The sequence below is a fragment of the Vibrio sp. 811 genome (assembly GCF_033339195.1).
In genome coordinates this window covers 1-611 of sequence record NZ_JAWOUB010000582.1, presented here as the reverse complement: position 1 = coordinate 611, position 611 = coordinate 1, and the positions used below count along the sequence as shown (strand labels likewise).

Annotated in this window: 1 protein-coding gene; it reads right to left on the bottom strand. The window is 48.3% G+C overall.

What is annotated here, in order from left to right; all coding sequences use genetic code 11:
• Positions 1 to 166: 166 nt before the first annotated feature.
• Positions 167 to 611 (bottom strand): sugar-transfer associated ATP-grasp domain-containing protein (locus tag R7Q46_RS28215; protein ID WP_318078446.1); only part of this gene is annotated, 445 nt, incomplete at its 5' end.

Here is a 611-nt window from a genome sequence, read left to right as displayed (position 1 = left end):
ATCATACTCAATGGGCTCAGTGGAAAAGAAACGATCTATGTTGATTTTGTTAGCTCGATCATTGATTCAAATGATGAAACCGGCGAAATGAGATAGGAAGGGGAGTGAAAACGATGGCAGAAAGAAAAAAGCTAGCAACCATGTGCTGATTGCTAGCTTGTAAGGTTTAGAACTTTGGTTTTACACCAAATTGCTCAACCGCGTAGGCTACGCGCTCTATAGGCTTAGGGTACTCCGCTGGAGTGCCGAGGCTTTCAATATGCTTCAAGCGAGGAAGCAATCCTGCTCCGTTCGCGATTTGAATAGCCAAACCAGGACGAGCATTCAGCTCAAGTACCATCGGACCTTCTTCTTTGTCGAGAACCATGTCGGTGCCCATGTAACCAAGCCCCGTCATTTCCCAAGCACTTGACGCAAGTTCTAGCAAACGCTCCCAATGAGGCACTTGCAGAGTCGATAAATCTTTACCCGTATCTGGGTGGTGCGTTACTGGTTGGTCGAATTGCACCGCACGAATGGCTTTGCCTGTTGCGATATCAATGCCGACACCGACCGCGCCTTGGTGAAGGTTAGCTTTACCATCAGACGCTGATGTTGAGCAGCGCATCATC